The organism is Streptomyces sp. NPDC001709 (genome assembly GCF_053596375.1).
The window spans coordinates 1-14,432 of sequence record NZ_JBSFGB010000013.1; the positions used below are offsets into that span (position 1 = coordinate 1).

The 14,432-nt window shown below is 71.7% G+C and carries 14 protein-coding genes and 1 pseudogene; 7 read left to right on the forward strand and 8 right to left on the reverse strand.

Annotation, left to right across the window (positions count from 1 at the left end):
* Positions 1-119: 119 nt before the first annotated feature.
* From ACWC0C_RS19980 to ACWC0C_RS19990, 3 genes are all read left to right on the forward strand, one after another.
* Complete coding sequence (locus ACWC0C_RS19980; RefSeq protein ID WP_450865108.1) at positions 120-1,109, forward strand: small ribosomal subunit Rsm22 family protein; 990 nt, start codon at positions 120-122, stop codon at positions 1,107-1,109.
* A gap of 25 nt (positions 1,110-1,134) precedes the next feature.
* Positions 1,135-1,764, forward strand: a complete 630-nt coding sequence (locus ACWC0C_RS19985) for a TetR/AcrR family transcriptional regulator (RefSeq protein ID WP_450865109.1) — start codon at positions 1,135-1,137, stop codon at positions 1,762-1,764.
* Positions 1,765-1,827: 63 nt separating this feature from the next.
* The gene (locus ACWC0C_RS19990) at positions 1,828-2,559 is read left to right on the forward strand and encodes a bifunctional DNA primase/polymerase (RefSeq protein WP_449200155.1); all 732 of its coding nucleotides are present in this window, start codon (positions 1,828-1,830) and stop codon (positions 2,557-2,559) included.
* Positions 2,560-2,650: 91 nt separating this feature from the next.
* Here the strand turns inward: ACWC0C_RS19990 and ACWC0C_RS19995 are convergent, their stop codons facing one another.
* The 4 genes from ACWC0C_RS19995 to efeO are packed head-to-tail and all read right to left on the reverse strand — an operon-like array spanning position 2,651 to position 6,868.
* Positions 2,651-3,643 (reverse strand): hypothetical protein, encoded by a 993-nt coding sequence (locus tag ACWC0C_RS19995; RefSeq protein WP_450865110.1) that lies wholly within the window; start codon positions 3,641-3,643, stop codon positions 2,651-2,653.
* The gene (gene efeU / locus ACWC0C_RS20000) at positions 3,603-4,475 is read right to left on the reverse strand and encodes an iron uptake transporter permease EfeU (protein ID WP_449200153.1); all 873 of its coding nucleotides are present in this window, start codon (positions 4,473-4,475) and stop codon (positions 3,603-3,605) included. The genes ACWC0C_RS19995 and efeU overlap by 41 nt, the downstream gene beginning before the upstream one ends.
* 3 nt (positions 4,476-4,478) lie before the next feature.
* Positions 4,479-5,729: an iron uptake transporter deferrochelatase/peroxidase subunit gene (gene efeB, locus ACWC0C_RS20005; protein WP_450865111.1), complete on the reverse strand. Its 1,251-nt coding sequence runs from the start codon at positions 5,727-5,729 to the stop codon at positions 4,479-4,481.
* Between the two features lie 2 nt (positions 5,730-5,731).
* A complete protein-coding gene (efeO, locus tag ACWC0C_RS20010; protein ID WP_450865112.1) occupies positions 5,732-6,868 on the reverse strand; it encodes an iron uptake system protein EfeO in 1,137 nt (378 codons plus the stop codon).
* 147 nt (positions 6,869-7,015) lie between these two features.
* On the opposite strand from efeO, the gene ACWC0C_RS20015 reads away from it, so the two are divergent.
* Positions 7,016-7,660, forward strand: coding sequence for a PhzF family phenazine biosynthesis protein (locus ACWC0C_RS20015; RefSeq protein ID WP_449200150.1), 645 nt, complete (start codon positions 7,016-7,018; stop codon positions 7,658-7,660).
* 11 nt (positions 7,661-7,671) lie between these two features.
* Here ACWC0C_RS20015 and ACWC0C_RS20020 read toward each other — a convergent pair whose 3' ends face one another.
* Together ACWC0C_RS20020 and map are read right to left on the reverse strand one after the other, a co-directional pair.
* Entirely contained in the window at positions 7,672-8,319 is a 648-nt protein-coding gene (locus tag ACWC0C_RS20020) for a biliverdin-producing heme oxygenase (protein ID WP_450865113.1), read from the reverse strand.
* Positions 8,320-8,429: 110 nt separating this feature from the next.
* Entirely contained in the window at positions 8,430-9,287 is an 858-nt protein-coding gene (map, locus tag ACWC0C_RS20025) for a type I methionyl aminopeptidase (RefSeq protein ID WP_449200148.1), read from the reverse strand.
* Positions 9,288-9,345: 58 nt separating this feature from the next.
* Between map and ACWC0C_RS20030 the strand changes: the two genes are divergently transcribed.
* Entirely contained in the window at positions 9,346-9,579 is a 234-nt protein-coding gene (locus ACWC0C_RS20030) for a hypothetical protein (protein WP_449200147.1), read from the forward strand.
* Here the strand turns inward: ACWC0C_RS20030 and ACWC0C_RS20035 are convergent.
* A pseudogene (locus ACWC0C_RS20035) lies at positions 9,580-11,003 on the reverse strand (MFS transporter).
* 181 nt (positions 11,004-11,184) lie between these two features.
* Positions 11,185-11,781: a hypothetical protein gene (locus ACWC0C_RS20040; RefSeq protein ID WP_449200145.1), complete on the reverse strand. Its 597-nt coding sequence runs from the start codon at positions 11,779-11,781 to the stop codon at positions 11,185-11,187.
* 801 nt (positions 11,782-12,582) lie between these two features.
* Here ACWC0C_RS20040 and ACWC0C_RS20045 point away from each other — a divergent pair.
* Together ACWC0C_RS20045 and npdG are read left to right on the forward strand one after the other, a co-directional pair.
* Positions 12,583-13,680 (forward strand): sialidase family protein, encoded by a 1,098-nt coding sequence (locus ACWC0C_RS20045; RefSeq protein WP_450865114.1) that lies wholly within the window; start codon positions 12,583-12,585, stop codon positions 13,678-13,680.
* Positions 13,681-13,717: 37 nt separating this feature from the next.
* Positions 13,718-14,431, forward strand: coding sequence for an NADPH-dependent F420 reductase (gene npdG / locus ACWC0C_RS20050; RefSeq protein ID WP_449200143.1), 714 nt, complete (start codon positions 13,718-13,720; stop codon positions 14,429-14,431).
* Position 14,432 lies beyond the last annotated feature (1 nt).

A 14,432-nucleotide genomic window follows, 5' to 3' on the forward strand; every position in this document is an offset into this window, starting at 1 on the left:
TTGAGCAGCAGTTCCTCTCGCAGACGCACCCCCCACACCACGCGTCGTACCGCCACCGTCGCCCTCGCCGGCGTCGCCGCCCTGATCGCCGCCGCACCGCCCAGCCATACAATCGGCAGGTGAACGACACCCTCCGACGCACCCTCGCGGAGCTGCTCGCCGGACTCCCGCCCACCCAGGCCGCCGGAGCCGTGGAACGGCTGATCGCCAACTACCGGGGCGACACCCCCACCCACACCCCGATCCTCCGCGACCGCGCCGACGTCGCCGCCTACGCCGCCTACCGCATGCCGGCCACCTTCGAAGCGGTCCACTCCGCGCTGGAGGCGTTCGCAGCGACCGCCCCCGACTGGACACCCCGCAGCCACGTCGACGTGGGCGGCGGCACCGGCGCCGCCACCTGGGCCGTCACCGCGACCTGGCCCGGCGAGCGCAGCGTCACCGTGCTGGACTGGGCCGAGCCCGCCCTCGCCCTCGGCCGGGAGATCGCCGCCGCCAACCCGGACCTGCGCCGAGCCCGCTGGCAGCGCGCCCGGATCGGAGCGAACCTCACCCTGGACGACACCGACCTCGTCACGGTGTCGTACGTCCTCAACGAGCTCTCCGAACCCGACCGCGCCGCCCTCGTCGACGCCGCCGCGGCCGCCGCCCAGGTCGTGGTGATCGTGGAGGCCGGCACCCCGGCCGGCTACGCCCGCGTGATCGAGGCCCGCGACCGCCTGATCCGCGCCGGCCTGCACGTCGTCGCCCCCTGCCCGCACAGCGTCGCCTGCCCCATCGAGCCCGGCAAGGACTGGTGCCACTTCTCCGCCCGGGTGAGCCGCTCCTCCCTGCACCGCCAGGTCAAGGGCGGCACCCTGCCGTACGAGGACGAGAAGTTCTCGTACGTCGTCGCCACCCGGCTGCCCGCCGAGCCGGCCCCCTCCCGTGTGGTCCGCCGCCCGCAGATCCGCAAGGGCCAGGTGCTCCTGGACCTGTGCGAGGCCGACGAACGCCTGGCCCGCACGACGGTCACCAAACGCCACGGCCACCTGTACAAGGCGGCCCGGGACGCCGAGTGGGGAGACCCATGGCCGCCGGAGGACTCCTCGGAGGAGCCACCCGCGTAGCCGCCGTGGTTGTTAGCGTCGTCCCATGGTCAACAAGCCGGCCCCCGACGCCGCCCGTCGCAGCGAGAAGTCCCGAAGAGCGATCTACGCCGCCGCCCTCGCCCTGGTCGGCGAGGTCGGCTACCCGAAGACCACCGTCGAGGGGATCGCCGCCCGGGCCGGGGTCGGCAAGCAGACGATCTACCGCTGGTGGTCGTCCAAGGCGGACGTCCTGCTGGAGGCGTTCTTCGACCTCTCCACACAGGCGGCACAGGAAGCGGGGCAGGAGCCGTACGCCATCCCGGACACCGGCGACCTGGCCGCCGACCTCAAGGCGGTGCTGCGGATCACGGTGGACCAGCTGCTCGACCCACGCTTCGAGGTGCCCTCCCGGGCGCTGGCCGCCGAGGGCGTGGTCAACGAGCCGCTCGGCCGCGAGTTCGTCACCAAACTCCTCGAACCCCAGCTCCAGCTGTACGTCGACCGGCTGCGCGCCGCACAGGACGCCGGGGACGTACGGGCCGGCGTCGATCCCCGTATCGCCCTGGAACTGTTCGTCTCACCGCTCGCGCAGCGCTGGCTGCAGCACACGGGACCGATCTCGTACGAATACACGGACACACTGGTCGAATACGCACTGCACGGAATCGCATCCCGGCCACCCCGAAGCACATGAAGATGGGACGATAAGGCACACTGTCCGCACAGCAGCGAGGCGACCACCAGACCGAGGGGATAGATGAGCGCGACGTTCGGCGGCCGGTCCGGCCGGCAGGGCAAACTCTCCCAGTGGCTGCTCGGACGCCGCCCGAAGGAGGCCGCCGTCGACGACGACGGCCGTGCGGCCCTGCTGCTCGCCGCCGCCGCGGCGGGCCTGCCGCTCGCCCCCGCCGCGCACCCCGCCCCCGGCTACCGCTGTTCCTGCGACCGCGTCGGCTGTCCCACCCCGGCCCGGCACCCGGTGTCGTTCGCCTGGCAGACGCAGTCCACCACCGACCGCGCGCAGATCGAACGCTGGGCCCGGCACCAGCCGCAGGCCAACTTCATCACCGCGACCGGCATGGTCCACGACGTGCTCGACGTCCCCCTGGAAGCCGGGCGGGAGGCCCTTGAGCGGCTGCTCTCCGCCGGCGTCGAGGTGGGGCCCGTCGCCGAGAGCGACGACGGCCGCATGCTGTTCTTCACCCTCACCCGCGGTACCCCCGAGGACGAGGACGAGTGGTGGCCGTGCGAGCTGGACTGCCACCCCGAGACCATGGACGAGCATCCCGGGCTGCGCTGGCACTGCCGGGGGTCGTACGTGCTCGTGCCGCCCGCGCGGCTGCCGGGTGACGATCAGCGGGTGCGGTGGGCCCGGGGGCCGGAGCATGCGTTGCCGGATCCGCTGAGCCTGCTGGAGGTGCTCACGGACGCGTGCGCGCGGTTCGCTGCCGCGGGCTCCGAGGGTGTGGCCTGGCCCCTGCGGCATTGAGCGTGCCACTGGGTCCCGGGTTTGGCCGTCTGACGGCTGCGGGTCCGTTGTGGTGGATCGCGCAGTTCCCCGCGCCCCTTTGGGGCGCGTTTTACTCGCCCTGCGCCGAAGTCAGGCCCGGAACCCGGCCCAGCACCGAGACCTTGCCGCCGGCCGCCGGGTCCAGTGCCACCTCCGCCGACATGAACTCCAGCGTCAGCGACTGCTTCACCTCGCCCCTGGTCAGTGCCTGTACGTCCTTGCCCTGGTTCGGGACCGTGGTGCCGGGGGCGGCGGTCTGTTTCTCGTAGTGGTGCGTGGTGAAGAACACCAGCGCCCCGCCGTCCGCCGTGCGCAGCGCCAGCGGCGCGTAGCCGCCGCTCGTCAGCGGCCCGTCGATGAACTGTGTGACGAGGCCCGGCTTGTGGGCCCGCTTGGCCCGCGTGGTGCGTTCGACGCTGGTGTACGTGCCGTCGGCGAAGGTCTGACCGCCCTTCTTCAGGTAGGCCGCGTAGTCCCCGCTCAGCTTCGCGGGCGCGACGGCGAACTGTGCGGAGTCGGCCGGTACCGCCTCGGCCCAGCCGTCCCGGTCCGTCCTGAACTCCGGTACGGCGCCCGGCGCCACGAGGGTCACATACGCCACCCGCCAGCGCTCGCCGAGGTCACCTCGGGTGAACACCATCAACCAGCGGGCCGTGCCCGTCTTGTTGCCCTGTGCGTCGGCGACGAACCAGCGCGGCCAGCCGGCCTTCTTGGGGATCGTGACCTTCACGTCCGACAGCTTCAGCGGCACGTGGTTCGGGTTGCCTGACGGGCTGTTGGTGTGCCCGGCCTTCAGCCGCGCCGCGGTGATGTCGCCGAACGGGCCGGTGAGGTACGGCGCGTCCAGGGAGTTGTCGTAGGCCTTGTCGGCCTTGTTGTACGCGGTCGTGAACGCGCTGACCGCCTTGGCGGCCTCGGCGCGGGTGGCCGCGGGGAGCACCTCCCGCTCCCCGTGCACCACCACGCACCCGCTCGTCGACAGTGACAAAGCGGTCAGCGAGGCCGCTATGAGTGCGTTCCGGTCACGCCTGCGGAGCCTGCGCGGGCTGCGATCCCTGCTCATCGGGTCCCTTCACCTTCGCCTTCCCGGAGGCGAACCCTACCGGGGCGAAGAAGATCGCGAGCGTCGGGATCAGGTACAGCAGCCACACCGTGACCTGGAGGACGGTCGGGTCGGGCTGGAAGTTGAACACGCCCTTCAGCAGCGTGCCGTACCAGCTGTCCGGCGGGATGGTGTCGCTGATGTCGAAGGCGAGGCTCGTCAGGCCGGGCAGCCAGTTCGCCTCCTGCAGGTCGTGGAAGCCGTAGGCGAGGACGCCCGCCGCCACCACCACCAGCATGCCGCCGGTCCAGGTGAAGAACTTCGCGAGGTTGATCCTCAGGGCGCCCCGGTAGAACAGCCAGCCGAGGAGGACGGCGGTGGCGAGGCCGAGGGCCGCGCCGACCAGCGGGCGCGGGGTGCCGTCGCTCGCCGCGTGCACCGACGCCCACACGAACAGCGCGGTCTCCAGGCCCTCCCGGCCGACGGCGAGGAAGGCGGTGGCGACCAGCGCGCCCGTGCCCAGGGCGAGGGCCGCGTCCAGCCTGCCGTGCAGCTCCGACTTCAGGTGCCGGGCGGTGCGCCGCATCCAGAACACCATCCACGTCACCAGGCCCACGGCGACGAGGGACAGCGAGCCGCCGAGCGCCTCCGCCGCCCGGAACGTCAGTTCCTGGGAGCCGAACTCGAGCACGCAGCCGAAGCCCATCGCGATGGCGATCGCGATGCCGATGCCGATCCAGATCGGCTTCAGCGCGTCCCGGCGGCCGGTCTTGACGAGGTAGGCGATCAGGATGCAGACGACGAGCGACGCCTCCAGACCCTCGCGCAGGCCGATCAGGTAGTTGGAGAACACGGGCTACGCCTCCTTGGCGAACAGCGTGCGGCCCCACCAGTCGTCCGCGTCACGGACGCCGGGCGGCACGGCGAAGACCGCGGAACCCACGTGCTGGATGTACTCGTTGAGCGCGTCGTGCGCCGACAGCCTGCGCTGCAGCGGGATGAACCCCTTGCGCACGTCCCGCTGGTAGGCGAGGAAGAACAGGCCTGCGTCCAGGCGGCCGAGGCCGTCGGTGCCGTCGGTGAAGGAGTAGCCCCGGCGCAGGATCGTGATCCCGTCGTTGGCGTCGGGGTGGGCGAGCCGGACGTGCGCGTCGGGCTTCATCGCCTTCAGGAACGGTTCGTCGCGCTCCTTGGCCTTGCCGACCGGCGCGCCCTCGCGCTTGTCCCGGCCGAACACGTCCTCCTGCTCCTGCAGCGACGTACGGTCCCAGGTCTCGATGTTCATCCGGATGCGCCGGGCGACCAGGTACGACCCGCCGGTCATCCAGGCCGGGCCGTCCCCCTCGCCGACCCACACGAACTTCTTCAGCCGGTCGGTCTCGGTGCCCGCGATGTTGCGGGTGCCGTCCTTGAAGCCCATGAGGTTGCGGGGCGTCTGCGCGTCCGGCGTGGTCGAGGAGGTCTTGCCGAAGCCCAGCTGCGACCAGCGGATGGCGACCTTGCCGAAGCCGATCCGGGCCAGGTTGCGGATGGCGTGCACGGCGACCTGCGGGTCGTCGGCGCAGGCCTGGACGCACAGGTCGCCGCCGGTGCGGACCTTGTCCAGGTTGTCGCCGGGGAACTTGGGCAGGTCGACCAGGGCCTCGGGCCGCCGGTCCGCCAGCCCGAACCTGTCGAACAGGGACGGCCCGAAGCCGATCGTCAGGGTCAGCCGGGACGGCTTGAGCCCGAGCGCCTCGCCGGTGTCGTCCGGCGGGGCCTCGGCGAGCCCGCCGAAGGCGCCCTCGCCGACCGGCTTGCCCGCGCTCATCCGCCGGGCCGCCGCCGTCCAGTCCTTGAGCAGCTGGACGAACTCTTCGCGGTCGTCGGTCTTCACGTCGAACGCGGCGAAGTGCAGCCGGTCCTGCACCGGGGTGGCGATGCCGGCCTGGTGGGCGCCGTGGAACTGCACCGCGCCGCCCGCCTCGGCGGCCGCCGGGTCCACGTCGTTGCCCGCCCTGGTCATCGCCACGGCCCCGCCGGCCGCCGCGGCCCCGAGCGCGAGCCCGGCACCGCCCCAGCCGATCAGCGCCCGACGCGACGGACTGCTGGAGTTGGTCTCGGTCATGTTCACTTCACCACCGCGGCGGCGAGCTTGGACAGCGGCTCGGCGAGCGCGTTCACCGCGTCCGACAGCTCCTTGCGCTGGTCCTTGGTGACCTTGTCGTAGGAGACGAAGTCGTACGACGCCTTGTCCGTGCGGTACTTGTCGAGCAGCGCGTCCAGCGAGGTGAACTGCTTGTCCAGTTCCCTGGTCAGCGCCGGGTCGTTCTTCGCGGCGACCGGCTTCAGCAGCTCGTACGCCTTCTGGGCGCCCTCGACATTGCCCTTGAAGTCGACGAGGTCGGTGTGCGCGTAGCGGTCCTCCTCGCCGGTGACCTTGCCGGTGGCGACCTCGTCCAGCAGCTCCTTGGCGCCGTTGGCCATGGAGGACGGGGTGATCTCGGCCTTGCCGACCCGCTTCTGCCAGTCCTTCAGGTCGGTGACCAGCCGGTCGGCGAGGGCCTTCTCCTCGGCGCCGGTCTCCTTGTCCTGCCAGAGGGCCTTCTCCAGCCGGTGCCAGCCGGTCCACTTCTGGCCGTCCTCCAGGCCGTCCTCGCGGACGTCGACCTTCGGGTCGATGTCACCGAAGGACTCGGCGACCGGCTCGGTGCGCTCCCAGCCGAGGCGGGAGATGCCGTAGGCCTTCTTCGCGGCGTCCAGGTCGCCGGCCTTGACCGCCTTCACGAAGGTCTCGACCCGCGGCAGCGTCTCGTCGGCCTGGTCCTGGGCGTACTGGCGGTACTCGGCGACGGCCTCGTCGAGCTTCGGGTCGCGCTTGGCGGTGCCGCCGCCACCGGTGACGGTGAGCTTCTGCCGGACGCCGCGCCCCTTCATGCCCGGGCGGCAGGCGATCTCGTACGACCCGGCCTTCACCTCGGCGGTCAGCGTGTACTTGGTGCCGGGCCCGATGTTCTCCTTCTCGGAGACGATCCGGTCGTCCGGGAACAGGATTTCGACCTCGGTGGCCTTGGAGCCCTTGTTCTCGATCTTCAGCGTGACCTGGCCGGCCGGGACCGAGGTGGCGGAGGTGCCGCACTTGGCGTCGGCCGCGGTGACCTGGATGGCGTCGCCGTCCTTGGCATCGCTCTTCGCGGTGCAGGCCGTAAGGGCGGTCAGAGCGGCCACGGTCGTGGCGGCGGTGACGGTCAGTCGGACGGCTCGCATGCAGGCTCCTGGCGGATCTGGTGTGGTGAGGCTGCCCTAACTTACCTGAGCCTTACCTCACTCATACCCCTCGGGGTCGTGATTCAGATCTCAACGGCACCTCCGCCTGGTACGCGCTCGCGGCCGCGGCGATGTTTCAATTCCCCCGTGACTGATTACGACGTGCTCCGCGTCTTCTGCGGCCCGAACGGCGGCTACGGGAACGAACTCGGCGTCGTCCGCGACGGCTCGCGGCTGCCCGAGCGGAGCGACCGGCAGGCGCTGGCGGCCAAACTCGGCTTCAGCGAGACCGTGTTCGTGGACGACCCCGAGCGCGGAGTGATCGACATCTACACGCCCACCCTGCGCCTGCCCTTCGCCGGCCACCCCTGCGTCGGCACCGCCTGGCTGCTCGATGTGCCCGAACTGGTCACCCCCGCCGGAGTGGTCGGCGCCCGGCTGGACGGCGAGTTCAGCTGGATCGAGGCGCGCGCGGAGTGGGCCCCGCCGCGCACCCTGCGCCGGTACGGCACGGCGGCCGAGGTCGATGCCCTGGACGTGCCACCGCCGGGGGAGTGGATCTACGCCTGGGCCTGGGAGGACGAGGCGGCCGGCCGGATCCGGGCCCGCGCCTTCCCCGGCCGGAACGACGGCATCGACGAGGACGAGGCCACCGGCGCGGCGGCGATCCTCCTCACCGACCAGCTGGGCCGGGCCCTGAACATCACCCAGGGCATGGGCTCCCAGATCCTGACCGCGCCACAGCCGGACGGGTGGGTGGAGGTCGGCGGCCGGGTCTTCCTCGAACGCTAGGGCCTGTCGTCCTAGGCGCTCAGCCGGAACTCCTCGCCAAGGGCCCGGAACAGCCCGGTGTTCAGTGCGAACGCGGCCTTGCACTCGGCGACCATCCGCTGCTTCTCCAGCTCGTCCACGGCCATCACGTCCAGCAGCTCCCGGTAACTCCGCTTGAACGAGGCCGGGTTGGAGACGCCCTCGAAGACGTAGAACCGGACGCCGTCGCCCTTCTTCGCGAAGCCCCAGGTCTTCTCCGCCCGGTCCCGGATGATCTGGCCGCCGGACAGGTCGCCCAGATAGCGGGTGTAGTGGTGGGCGACGTAACCGCCGGGCCAGTGCGCGGCGCACTCGCGGATCCGGTCCGCGTACGCCCGGGCCGCGGGCAGTGCGGACAGGCTCGCTCGCCACCCGGCGCCCCGCAGATGCGCCAGGTCCCGCTCCAGCGCGGCCAGCCGGAACAGCTCGGGCCGGATGAACGGCCCCGCCACCGGGTCCGCCGTCAGCCGCCCGGCGCCGCTCTCCAGGGCCTCGTACACGAACCACAGCTGCTCGGTGTAGCGCGCGTAGGCGGCCACGCCCAGCCTGCCGCCGAGCAGATCGCTCATGAACGCCGACGACTCCGCCTCCACGTGCTCTTCGTGGGACGCGGTGCGGATGAGGGTCGAGAAGCTGTCCATGAGGCCGTCCTCTGCGCATCTTGCCGACACCATGTCGGTAAAAGCCTACAAGAAAAAGCCCGCCCTCGCAGAGGGCGGGCTGTGCGGTCGTGGCCGAGGCGGGCGCAGCGCTACGGCAGGGTCAGGATCTCCGCCCCGGTCTCCGTCACCACCAGCGTGTGCTCGAACTGGGCCGTGCGCCTGCGGTCCTTCGTCACGACCGTCCAGCCGTCGTCCCACATGTCGTACTCATGGGTGCCCAGCGTCAGCATCGGCTCGATCGTGAACGTCATGCCCGGCTGCATGACCGTCGTCGCGTGCGGGCTGTCGTAGTGCGGGATGATCAGGCCCGAGTGGAAGGACGAGTTGATGCCGTGCCCGGTGAAGTCCCGCACCACGCCGTAGCCGAACCGCTTGGCGTACGACTCGATGACCCGGCCGATGACATTGATCTGCCGGCCCGGCTTGACCGCCTTGATCGCGCGGGTCAGGGACTCCCGGGTCCGCTCCACCAGCAGCCGGGACTCCTCGTCCACGTCCCCGACCAGGTAGGTGGCGTTGTTGTCGCCGTGCACGCCGCCGATGTACGCCGTCACGTCCAGGTTGACGATGTCGCCGTCCCTGAGCACCGTCGAGTCCGGGATGCCGTGGCAGATGACCTCGTTGACGCTGGTGCACAGGGACTTCGGGAAGCCGCGGTAGCCGAGCGTGGACGGGTAGGCCCCGTGGTCGCACATGTAATCGTGGGCCACCTTGTCCAACTGGTCCGTGGTGACCCCGGGCGCGATGATCCTCGCGGCCTCCGCCATCGCCTGCGCGGCGATACGGCCGGCGATCCGCATCGCCTCGATGACCTCCGGGGTCTGCACCTCCGGCCCGGTGTACGGCGCCGGCGCGGGCTTGCCGACATACTCGGGGCGGCGGATGTTTCCGGGTACCGAACGGGTGGGGGACAGCTCCCCTGGTACGAGCAGCGACTGGCCAGACATGCCAGCGAGTCTATCGAGCGGACTTGGGGGAACATGTCGTTGGCGAGAGGAGCTGTTCATGCCCCTGTTCAAGAAGCGCACCGTGGGCAAGCCGGGCGAGTGGTACTACTGCCTGGAGCACAAGAAGGTCGAGGAGGGCCCGGAGTGCCCGGCCAAGGACCGCTTCGGGCCGTACGCCTCCCCGGAGGAGGCCCAGCGGGCGATGGAGACCGCCGCCGAGCGCAACCTCCAGTGGGAGAACGACCCGCGCTGGCACGACAAGGCTCAGCGTGAGGACGCCGACGACAAGTGATCAGCCGACCGTCTCGGTCGCCACGGCGCGTCGCTCGCGCATGCGGACCGCGTGCTCGCTGGTCCGGGCGTCGTACGTCATGAGTCCCGGCAGACAGAGCGCGAGCAGGCCCATGGCCCCCGCGCACAGCAGTCCGCCGGAGACGACGGAGGTCCGTACGCCCGCCCAGGCGGCCAGGCCGCCCGCCCGGACCTGGCCGAGCTGCGGGCCGACCGAGTAGGACAGCAGCTCGATCCCGGCGAGCCGGCCGCGCAGCTCGTCCGGGATCGTCTGGTTCCACATGGCGGCCCGGAAGATCCCGCTGACCATGTCGAAGCCGCCGCCGACGGTCAGGAAGACGAGGACCAGCCACACGTTCCCGCACACGCCGGCCGCCGCGACCGCCAGGCCCCAGCCCGCGGCCGACAGCACCACCATCAGCCCGTGCCGGTGGATCCGCGAGGCCCAGCCGCCGGTCAGACTCACCAGCATCGCTCCGGCCGGGACGGTGGCGTACTCCCCCACTGCCTTAAGGGCGTGGGGGGACCCCCATGGCCGAGCGCCCAGTCGGCGTGCAGCTCGTCGGCGAGGAACGGCAGCACGGCCATCGGCATGGCCAGGAACATCGCGGCGAGGTCGACGACGTAGGTGCCGAGGAGTTCCTTGCGGCCCCAGGCGTAGCGGGCGCCTTCCAGGATGGCGTTCAGCGAGGGCTTCGACGCCTCGTGGGAGGCGGGGGAGGGGGCGATACGGGCGATGTACGCCAGCGAGACCACGAAGGTCAGCAGGTCGGCGGCGTACGCCCAGCCGAGGCCCGCGTAGGCGACGACCACGCCCGCGACCGCCGGGCCCGCGACTCCGCCGACGGTCCAGCGCAGTGAGTTCAGCGAGGCCGCGGCGGGCATGTCGTCGTGGGCGACGATCCGGGGCCACAGGGAGTCGAGCGCCGGGCGCTGGACCGAGACCAGGGCGGAGGAGAGGGCGGCCACGGCGTACAGCGGCCAGACCGCCGGGTGCGGGAGCAGGGCGTTGAGCAGCAGGGCCGCACTCAGCACACCCTGACCGGCCTCCGTCCACACGATGAGCTTCCGCTTGTCGAGCGCGTCGGCGAGGGCGCCGCCGTACAGGCCGCAGACGATGAGCGGCAGCAGCTCTACGGCGCCGATCGCGCCGACCGCTGCGGCGGATCCGGTGAGGTCCTTCAGCTGGACCGGGAGCGCGACGAAGGTGAGGAAGCTGCCGAAGTTGCTGATCAGGCCGGACTTCCAGAGGCGGCGGAAGTCTGCGGAGGCCTTCCAGGGGGAGAGGTCGGGGAGGAGAGCGGGGGTCACTTCAGGGATGCTCGGGCCGGGCGGGACCAGCGGGCAACTGTATTTCCAGGTCCCCACTGGGGGCTCCGCCCCCAGCCCCCCGTTTCCCACCCACCCACCCGCCTCGGTCGGCATACCGCCTGCGGCGGGGGGCGGGAGGGCAAGTCACACATACCGGCTGCGGCGGGTGGGTGGGCAGGTCGCACGTGCCGGCTGCGGCGGTCGGCTGGGAGGGCAGGTCGCACATACCGGCTGCGGCGGTCGGGTGGGAGGGCAAGTCACACGTACCGGCCGCGGCGGCGGGTGGGAAGACAGGTCACCAGGGGGCCGGCGGTGGTGCCGTCAGCGCTTCCGCCAGCCTCGACAGACGGTCACGGAAGCCCCGCCGCACCCTCAAAGAGCCCCCGTTCTCCCCGGCCGCCGCGCTGACCAGGTGCTGGACCGTGTCCAGGTCCAGCTCCGCCCCCTCCGGCACGGCCAGCGTGTCATGCGCCATCGCGGCGAGTTCGCCCCCGCCGGAGCCCAACGCCAGCACCGTCACCCCGGTCCGCCGAGCCGAGTGGACCCGCTCCAGCAGCGGCGCCGGCTCCTCGGGCGCCACGACCAGCAGGGTCTCACCGCGCCGCGCCGCCTCGATCCGGCCCGGTCCGACGGCCAGGTGGGGCGGGTCGGAGGGGCGCGCGTGATGTCGTACGAGCGTCGGGGCCAGCTCGGGCGTCCCGGACCATGCCGCCTCGTCCACCAGGTGCGCGGCCAGATGCCACGGCTCGTACTCCGGCGTGCCCACCAGCAGCAGCCCGCCTCCGTGCGCCACCACCGACCCGCGCAACACCCCCGCGAATCTCCGGGTGGCCCCCAGCCACTCGGTCCCGGCGAGCACTTCCCGAAGCAACGCGACCCGTACGGCGTCCATACGCCCGCATCCTGCCGCAACCGGTCACTCGTGACGCGAAGTTCACCCGGAATTCGCCCGCCCCGGGGACATACACCGGTCCCCGTACGAAACCGGTCCCCGTACGAACCGGCCCCGCCCGAGTCGGTCCCCCCGTCCGATCCCCGTCCCAGCCCGAGCCGATGCCCGTCCGAGCCGATTTCCGTCCGAGCTGTCCCGAGCCGAGGCCAGTCCGATCCCAGAGCCGATGCCCGTCCGAGCCGATTTCCGTCCGGTGCCCGTTCGGGCCCGGATCAAGTCGATGCCCGAGCCGATCCCCTTCCACTGCCCCTCCGATCCCCCCGATCCGATCCCGTCCTATGCCTGTCCGATCCCGGCTCGAGCCGACGCCCGTCCGATCCCGCCCGAGCTGATCCCCGTCCAGTGCCGTCCGAGCCCCCGATCCGATTCCCGTCCGATCCCGGCCCGATCCGATCCCAGAGCCGATACCCGCCCGAGCCGATTTCCGTCCGATGCCTGTCCGGGCCCGGATCAAGTCGATGCCCGGGCCGATCCCCTTCCGTTGCCCCTCCGAGCCCGCCCCAGTCGATCCCCGTCCAACGCCTCCCAATGCCGCCCGATCCCCGCCCGATCCCCGCCCGAGCCCTGTCCGATCCCAGCGCGAGCCGATGCCCGAGCCGATCCCCTTCCATTGCCCCTCCGAGCCCGCCCCAGCCGATCCCCGTCCAACGCCGCCCCACCCCCGCTCGATCCCCGTCCAATCCCCACCCGAGCCCCCGATCCGATCCCGCCCAAGCCCCGCCCGATCCGAGGAGCCCCCCGATGACCGACATCACCGTCCCCTTCCGCGCCGGACATGAGGGCTATGCCAGTTTTCGGATTCCGGCGGTCGTGGGTACCGGGGACCGCACTCTTCTCGCCTTCTGTGAGGGGCGGGCCGGTTCCGCTGCCGATCATGGGGATATCGACATCGTGCTCAAGCGGTCCACGGACGGCGGGCGTACCTGGGGTCCGCTCCAGGTCGCCGCGCGTAATGGCGAGGACCTCGCCGGCAATCCCGCCCCCGTCGTCCTCGACACCGGTCGGATCCTGCTCGTGCACATCCGGGCCGCCGCCACCGCCACCGAGGACGCCATCCTGCGCGGCCGGGTCGAGGACGCCGACGGGCGGCGGGTGTGGGTGCAGCACAGCGACGACGACGGGGTCAGCTGGTCCGCGCCCAGGGAGATCACCGCGCAGGTGAAGAAGCCCGGCTGGCGCTGGTACGCCACGACGCCCGGCCACGCCCTCCAGCTCAGCTCGGGCCGCGTCCTCGTCCCCGCCAACCACACCCTGCCGCCCACCGGCGGCGACACCGGCGCCGAGCCGCGGTACAACAGCGGCCACTGCCTGCTCAGCGACGACCGGGGAGAGTCCTGGTACCTCGGTTGTCTGGACGAGAACACCGACGAGAACACCGACGGGTACATCGACGGGTACGTCAACGTGAACGAGACCACCGGCGCCGAACTCCCCGACGGCCGCGTCTACTTCAACACCCGCAACGACTCGCCCTCGCCCGGGAACCGGGCCGACACCCACTCGGCGGACGGCGGAAGGACCCTGGCCAGGCCGTTCCGGCCGCAGGCCGGGCTCACCGCACCCGTCTGCGAGGCCTCCGTCCTCCAGCTCCGCGACCCGGACCTGCTGCTCTACTCCGGCCCGGCCGACCCCGCCCGCCGCGCCCGGATGACGATCCGCGCCTCCGCGGACGGCGGCACCACCTGGCGTACCGCGTTCACCGTCGACGAACTGCCCGCCGCCTACTCCGACCTGGTCCGCGTCGACCGCGACACCGTCGGACTCCTCTACGAGACCGGCGACTTCAGCGCCTACGAGACCATCACCTTCCGCCGGGTCCCGGTCGCGCGGCTCACCTGATCCGGTGCCGTACCCGCCACGGACGTAGAGTCACCCCATGACCTCTTCCGACAGCGCACAGACCCCTGGCAAGGCCCCCGCCAAGGACCCCTGGGACCTGCCCGACGTCTCCGGGTACGTCGTCGGCGTGCTCGGCGGCACCGGACCGCAGGGCAAGGGCCTCGCCTACCGGCTCGCCAGGGCCGGCCAGAAGGTGATCATCGGCTCCCGGGCCGCCGAGCGCGCCCAGGCCGCGGCCGGGGAGCTCGGCCACGGTGTCGAGGGCGCCGACAACGCCGAGACCGCGCGCCGCAGCGACATCGTGATCGTCGCCGTACCGTGGGAGGGGCACGGCGACACGCTGAAGTCGTTGCGCGACGAACTCGCCGGCAAGCTCGTCGTGGACTGCGTCAACCCGCTCGGCTTCGACAAGAAGGGCGCCTACGCCCTCAAGCCCGAGGAGGGCAGCGCCGCCGAGCAGGCCGCCGCCCTGCTGCCGGACTCCCGCGTCACCGCCGCCTTCCACCATCTGTCGGCCGTGCTGCTCCAGGACCCCGGGATCGAGCAGATCGACACCGATGTGATGGTGCTCGGCGAGGAGCGCGCCGACGTGGAGATCGTGCAGGCCCTCGCCGGGCGCATCCCCGGGATGCGCGGCGTCTTCGCCGGGCGGCTGCGAGGCGCCCACCAGGTCGAGTCGCTGGTCGCGAACCTGATCTCCGTCAACCGCCGCTACAAGGCACACGCCGGGCTCCGCGTCACGGACGTATGAC